8 protein-coding genes are annotated in these 6,724 nt (G+C 44.9%); 3 read left to right on the top strand and 5 right to left on the bottom strand.

Annotated elements, in window-relative coordinates; genetic code table 11:
- A partial coding sequence (locus IM515_RS02020; RefSeq protein WP_287632815.1) for a bluetail domain-containing putative surface protein occupies positions 1 to 1,180 on the top strand: 1,180 nt, incomplete at its 5' end.
- Positions 1,181 to 1,494: 314 nt separating this feature from the next.
- A complete protein-coding gene (locus IM515_RS02015) occupies positions 1,495 to 1,818 on the top strand; it encodes a HesB/IscA family protein (protein ID WP_193960665.1) in 324 nt (107 codons plus the stop codon).
- Here the strand turns inward: IM515_RS02015 and mraY are convergent, their stop codons facing one another.
- Genes mraY through mutT form a run of 3 tightly spaced genes read right to left on the bottom strand, consistent with a single transcriptional unit; the run spans position 1,819 to position 3,614 of the window.
- A complete protein-coding gene (gene mraY / locus IM515_RS02010) occupies positions 1,819 to 2,886 on the bottom strand; it encodes a phospho-N-acetylmuramoyl-pentapeptide-transferase (protein ID WP_287629000.1) in 1,068 nt (355 codons plus the stop codon).
- Positions 2,887 to 2,931: 45 nt separating this feature from the next.
- Complete coding sequence (locus IM515_RS02005; protein WP_002766063.1) at positions 2,932 to 3,195, bottom strand: DUF3134 domain-containing protein; 264 nt, start codon at positions 3,193 to 3,195, stop codon at positions 2,932 to 2,934.
- Positions 3,192 to 3,614: an 8-oxo-dGTP diphosphatase MutT gene (mutT, locus tag IM515_RS02000; protein ID WP_002766065.1), complete on the bottom strand. Its 423-nt coding sequence runs from the start codon at positions 3,612 to 3,614 to the stop codon at positions 3,192 to 3,194. Before mutT ends, IM515_RS02005 begins: the two co-directional genes overlap by 4 nt.
- A 103-nt stretch (positions 3,615 to 3,717) precedes the next feature.
- Here mutT and IM515_RS01995 point away from each other — a divergent pair, with 103 nt between their 5' ends.
- On the top strand, positions 3,718 to 4,041 hold the full coding sequence (locus tag IM515_RS01995; RefSeq protein WP_002766067.1) for a 30S ribosomal protein PSRP-3: 324 nt from the start codon (positions 3,718 to 3,720) through the stop codon (positions 4,039 to 4,041).
- A gap of 376 nt (positions 4,042 to 4,417) precedes the next feature.
- On the opposite strand, the gene atpC is transcribed toward IM515_RS01995, so the two are convergent.
- Positions 4,418 to 4,834 carry an ATP synthase F1 subunit epsilon gene (gene atpC / locus IM515_RS01990; protein WP_002786547.1) on the bottom strand — a complete coding sequence of 139 codons (417 nt, stop codon included), beginning with the start codon at positions 4,832 to 4,834 and terminating at the stop codon, positions 4,418 to 4,420.
- Positions 4,835 to 4,908: 74 nt separating this feature from the next.
- Complete coding sequence (gene atpD / locus IM515_RS01985) at positions 4,909 to 6,357, bottom strand: F0F1 ATP synthase subunit beta (RefSeq protein WP_002786548.1); 1,449 nt, start codon at positions 6,355 to 6,357, stop codon at positions 4,909 to 4,911.
- Positions 6,358 to 6,724: the final 367 nt, after the last annotated feature.

Raw genomic sequence — 6,724 nt, 5'->3', positions numbered from 1 at the left:
CACTTTCACCCGCACAGGAGATACAACTAATCCCTTAACCGTCAACTATACAGTTGAAGGGACAGCAACCAATGGAAGCGATTACACTTTACTTCCCACCAGCGTCACCTTTGCTGCTAATTCAGCGACTGCTACCGTCACAGTTGACCCCACTCCTGACACAATAGTAGAAAGTGACGAAACCGTTATTTTAACTCTTGCTTCTGGGACAGGTTATACAGTTGGGACCACCACCCCAGTGACTGGGACAATTACCAATGATGACTTTTCCCAACTCTCCATCAATGACATCACCGTAGTGGAAGGTAAAGATAATAATGCCATCCTCACCGTCACGGTTGATAACCCCAACCCGCAACCAATTACCTTCAACTATACCACTGGACCCATTGATGCTACCGTCGATGTAGATTACACTAGCAAAACTGGAACTATCACCATTGCTGCTAATACTGCCACCGCTACTATTAGCATTCCCATCCTCAATGATAACCTTAATGAAGCCGATGAAGTCTTCACCGTCACCCTCTCCAATCCGGTTAATGCTACCATCAATCCCGACGAAGCAATTGGACAAGTAATTATTACTGACACCCTACAAAGCGCAATTACTCGCACCTTACCCAACAATGTCGAAAACCTCAGACTAATTGGCAGTAATAATATTAACGGTACAGGTAACGCCAGTAACAATAATATCACCGGAAATAGTGGTATTAATCAAATCAATGGAGGTGCGGGAATTGATAATTTAACCGGTGGTTTAGGTGCAGATACTTTCATCTTCCAATTTGGTCAATCTACCATATCAACAAGCGATCGTATCACAGATTTTGCCATCAATAGTGATAAAATTGACTTATTAACTCAAGCTGGAACTGCCACGAGTGCGCCTAGCAATTTCAGTCGTGCTGCTAATAGCACTGTCACCACTTTACAGAATTTAATCAATCAGGTATTTACTGATGCCAATGGAGCCACTACAGGTAATCAAGAATTAGCGGTTAATAGTGCCGCCTTAGTGCAAGTAACAAGCGGTGCAATAGCTGGAACTTACCTCGTTATTAATGATAGCACGGCTGGCTTCCAATCCAGCAATGATTTATTAATAAATATCACCGGATTTACCGGTACTTTACCAGCTTTAGGGAACATTCCAGTAGGTAATTTCTTTATCTAAGTGTCTAAGTCACCTAGAAAACGGGTTTCTCGGAGAAACCCGTTTTCTGTGTTAAAAATTGTCAGCTACCCCCGCCATCCATTAGTCACATATTTCTTAAGTAGGTAGGCGTTAAAAGTTGTCAGATCCCCCCTTATCAAGGGGGGACTAAGGGGGGATCGGCACCCCCCTTATCAAGGGGGGACTAAGGGGGGATCGAACCTAAAATCCATTTTTAATTTAATTATAACCAGCTACTTAACATAAAGTTTGACAACAACTGTGGTATAACTTCACAAGAACTTGATATTATTATTACAATAGTCTCAAAAACAATGATCGAATTAAGTCCCGCCGCCGCTAGAGAAATTGAACGTTGGAGTCAAAGCCGTCGCCTGAGTGGTTCCTATCTGCGTTTGGCCGTAAAAAACGGTGGTTGTTCGGGACTTCACTATCATCTCGAATTAACCCCTATTGCGGCAGAAAACGATCGCTTTTATCAAAGTCATGGTATTAATATTTTAGTCGATCCTGACAGCGATCGCTACCTACAAATTTTAAAATTAGACTATTCAGAAGATTTAATGGGTGGTGGTTTCCGTTTTACCAATGCCAACACCCAAAATACCTGCGGTTGTGGTCTTTCCTTTAGCGCCTAATTAACTGCTCCAAATAGCCAGGACAACTAAAAGCGCATTAACCAGATAAAATGCTCCCACAATCTTGGTTTCCGTCCAACCACTTAATTCTAAATGATGATGAAAAGGAGCCATTTTTAATAATCTTTTGCCCTTGCCATCGGGTCCTTTTGTGGCTTTATAATAGATAACCTGAGCGATTACCGAAAGAGATTCCAGAAAGAACAGACCACTAATTAAAAATAATCCCCAGAGATGTCCAGTAATTAAACCCACCGCAGCTAAAGCACCTCCCAAAGCGAGGGAACCCGTATCACCCATAAACACTTTAGCGGGGTTGCGGTTATGAAAAATGAAGCCTAGACAAGCACCACTAAAACAAGTACAGAAAATCGCTAAATCCGGGTGACTAGAAGCGATAATAATGGCTAAACCCAAAAAAGCGATCGCACCTGTTCCCCCCGCTAATCCATCCACCCCATCGGTGAGATTAGTGGCGTTACTTTCAGCCACAAGGACAAATCCCGCCAAAATCCAGAAGAAAAAGCCTAAAGGAATGACTAATCGACCCCAAAGGGTGATATCGGTACTCACCTGATTGACCAACATCCAGAGACAAAAAAGTACCGCCCCCGTTATCTGTAAAATTAACTTCATCCGGGGAGATAGGCCCTTATTCGACTTATAACGCAGAATTTGCCAATCATCTAACCAACCTATACCCATGTAAGCAAAAGTCAGCAAAGCAACCGCCACCACATTAGGAGTGAATTTAGACCAGATTAAAGCGAAAATAAGGGCTACTGGCACAAAAAAGCTGCCTCCCATCGTCGGGGTTCCTGCTTTCTTTAAATGAGCCTGGGGACCATCCTCGCGCATAATCTGACCCATTTTCAAGCGTCGCAGCACTGGGACTACTTGACAACCAAGACCACCACTGATTAATGTTGTGGCTATCAAAGGCAGTAACAGGGAATTAGTGGACTGAAAAAAAACTACTAACAGAAATAGTAGTCCCGTTAGTAGAATCAGGAGATGGGTTCCAGTGGGTTTTTTAAAGATAGGGGCGGAAAAAATGTTAGCGTTCACGACTAAAGCGTCAGATAAGGGTAAAATTTGCCAAAGAAGACGGGATTAATCTTCATCTAAGACTAATTCGTCCTCGTCGTCATCATAACCGATATCATCGACATCCATGAGTTCAGATAGTTCCACATCTTCTTCGAGAGTGAGATCCGGTTCAGCGACTTTATCCCGGGGAATCATGCGATTATTTTTTTCTAACCACTCGACAATGGAAGCGTCTTTTTTTAGGGGAATAACCGCGGCCGGTTCATAGCGGGGTTCTTGACGAATAGAAGGATTAAGCATAATCACTCGACGATTAACAGCAATCATTTCGAGTTTACCATGTCTTTTAAGGCTCTGATAATCTCTTGATTGGCCGCGGGGAAAGTGTAATGATCTAGTTCCTCGATAGTTACCCAGCGGATTTCTTCACATTCGATCGCTCTTGCTTGGCCGCTGAGATAACGACAGTTATATACTTGCAGATTAACCCGAAAATGACTATAGGTGTGATCGATGGTGATTAAATGACTATCCACTGCGATTTCAATGCCAATTTCTTCTAATATCTCCCGTTTAATACATTCCTGCACCGTTTCATTGCCTTCGATTTTGCCGCCGGGGAATTCCCAAAAACCGCCCAGGAGTCCCTTGTCCAGACGGCGATCGATTAAAATTAAATCTCGATCGTCTCTAATTACGGCCACACCGATTTGTTTAGAAGCTAAAGAGTCTGTTTCGGGAATCATAGTGGTTATTGGCGCAAAAACAGCAAAAAATAGTTAAAAATTGACTGCGGAAAATTGAGTCAAAAGATGATATAATCGAGAATTGTACGATTAACGATTAACAATGACAGTCAGTTCCGAATCAAAGTTTATTTTAAAAGTATTGTGGTTAGATCAGAACGTAGCGATCGCTGTAGATCAGGTGGTCGGCAAAGGAACTAGCCCCCTCACCGCTTATTTTTTCTGGCCGCGCAATGATGCTTGGCAACAACTGCAAGAGGAGTTAGAAGCAAAACACTGGATTGATGAGTCCGATCGCGTTGATGTTCTCAACAAAGCCACAGAAGTAATTAATTTTTGGCAAGAGTTACGCAATCAAAGCCGACAAATCCCCATGGCCGATGCACAGTTAAAATTCCCTGAAGTTGTTTTTAGCGGTAGCAATTAATTTATAGCAGTTATCTTAATGGGGAGCGACAAAATCTCCAGTTTTAGGCAACGGAAAACAGGAAACTTTTTCACTGATAACTGATAACTGAAAAAGAATCGGGTAGGTTTAGATAAACCCGCCCGATTTTGCTTGAATTTAATTGGGGTTTGCTGAATAAATGTGAAATGTAGGCAAGGTAAGGGTTTTGTGGCTTTTCTGGCGAAACAGGTGCAAGATTTTGAGAGAATCGTGCTTCAAAACCTTGCGTCTTCATCGGCCCGCGTCCCGTAGGGGCGAAGCATTCGGGCAATAACCTATCGGTGAAACCGGAGATTTTCTATCCGAATGCTTCGCCCGTACTTTTTCAGCAGACCCTAATTGGATTTGGTTGGGTTTAAACCGATACTAAACCGCCAGCGGCCTGGTATCTAGCGCGAGCTTTGCGCCATGATTGTTGCGCTTGGATAGTTTTGCGACGGTCATCCCCTTTGCTGGCTTCATCGAGACGAGTTTGGGCCTGTTCGTATTCGGCGCGAGCTTTTTCCTTATCGATTTTTGAGCCTAATTCCGCCCCATTAACGAGGACTTTGATCTCATTATTTTCGACTTCGGCAAAACCGCCCAAAACTGCGATATTTTCCCAGTCTTTCCCCGGTCGAATTCGCATTACGCCAATATTCAGGGCAGTTAATAAAGGAGCGTGACCGCTAAGAATACCTAATTGTCCCGTGGAACTGGGTAGGATTACTTCTTCAGCCACGTTATCCCAGACAATGCGATCGGGTGTAATAACCCGTACTGTAATGCTCATTGGTGATAATAACGATAATTTTGGCAGATTTCTGGGTTTAGTAACCGCGTTTAGCGGTTACTACTGACTTTTAATTAGCCTTTTTTGAGTTTTTCGCCTTTAGCGATCGCTTCATCGATACTGCCGACCATATAGAACGCTTGTTCTGGTAAGCGATCAAGTTCACCTTTGAGGATCATCTGGAAGCCTTTGATCGTATCAGCGAGGGTAACGTATTTACCCGGAGAACCGGTGAACACTTCGGCCACGAAGAAAGGTTGCGAGAGGAAACGCTCAATTTTACGAGCGCGGTCAACGGTGAGACGATCTTCTTCCGATAATTCGTCTAAACCGAGAATAGCGATGATGTCCTGTAACTCTTTATAGCGTTGCAGGGTAGATTGGACGGCGCGAGCGGTGCCGTAGTGTTCATCACCGACGATATCAGCTTGGAGCATGGTGCTGGTGGAACCGAGGGGATCTACCGCCGGATAGATACCTTTGGAAGCCAGACCCCGGGATAGTACGGTTGTTCCGTCCAAGTGAGCGAAGGTAGTGGCGGGAGCGGGGTCAGTCAAGTCATCCGCGGGTACATAGACCGCTTGGATGGAAGTGATCGATCCCTCTTTGGTGGAGGTAATCCGCTCTTGCAGGTCGCCTACGTCCGTGCCGAGGGTGGGTTGGTATCCTACCGCAGAAGGCATCCGACCGAGGAGCGCCGATACTTCCGAACCAGCTTGCACGAAACGGAAGATATTATCGACAAATAAGAGTACGTCTTGCTTGTTGACATCGCGGAAATATTCGGCCATGGTCAAAGCGGAGAGACCGACGCGCATTCTCGCTCCGGGGGGTTCGTTCATCTGACCGTAAACGAGGGCGATTTTCGATTCTTCGGGGTTATCAGCGTTGATTACCTTCGATTCGATCATCTCGTTGTAGAGGTCGTTTCCTTCGCGGGTTCTTTCACCCACACCGCCAAAAACCGAGACACCCCCGTGTTGAATGGCGATATTGTTGATTAATTCCATCATAATGACGGTTTTGCCCACACCAGCACCCCCAAAGAGGCCGATTTTGCCACCTTGACGGTAGGGGGTGAGCAGGTCAATCACCTTGATACCGGTTTCAAAAACCGTCGGTGTTACTTCAAGATCGACTAATTTGGGAGCGGGACGGTGAATAGGAGAGGTTTCGGTGACGTTAACCGGTCCTTTTTCGTCCACGGGTTCACCAAGAACGTTAAAAATCCGACCGAGGGTGCATTTACCCACGGGAACGCTAATCGCTGCGCCGGTATCGACGATATCCATACCGCGCACTAAACCATCGGTGGTACTCATGGCAACGGCCCGCACTTGGTTGTCACCGAGTAACTGTTGTACTTCACAAGTAACGGATAAATTTTGACCGGCGGAGTTAGTTCCTTTTACGGTTAAGGCATTATAAATACGGGGCAGGTTGCCACTGGGAAATTCGGCATCGATGACCGGACCGATGATCTGGACGATTTTACCAACGTTAGTTTCTGTTGTCGCTACCATTGTTTATGTCTGCTCTGGGTTTTAGCTGATAACTCCCACAAGGGGAAAGTCTTAATTTTTTGTAAAATTAGCCAATACTCAGCTTATCACGCTAGGGGATCAGATCAGTTATTTTCGCTATCAGCCCTCAGCAGTCGGTCGTCAGGGGACTCGGAGACGGGAGATTATTTTATTTGTTCCCCCCACTTCCCGCTTCCCGCTTCCCGCTCCCTGCTTGACAAACACAGGGGTTAACCACAGAAACCAAAAACCTACCTAAAGCTTTTTAAAGCTACTCATTTCTGTAGCTACATAACTAAAATAAGTAACTTTGACCACCGATAGATTTTAAGAACGTTATCAGGTATAATCAAGATATGAAGCTAGT

The organism is Microcystis sp. M44BS1, from assembly GCF_020244875.1.
Taxonomy (GTDB): Bacteria; Cyanobacteriota; Cyanobacteriia; order Cyanobacteriales; family Microcystaceae; genus Microcystis; species Microcystis panniformis.
This window is presented reverse-complemented; position numbering and strand designations above follow the sequence as displayed.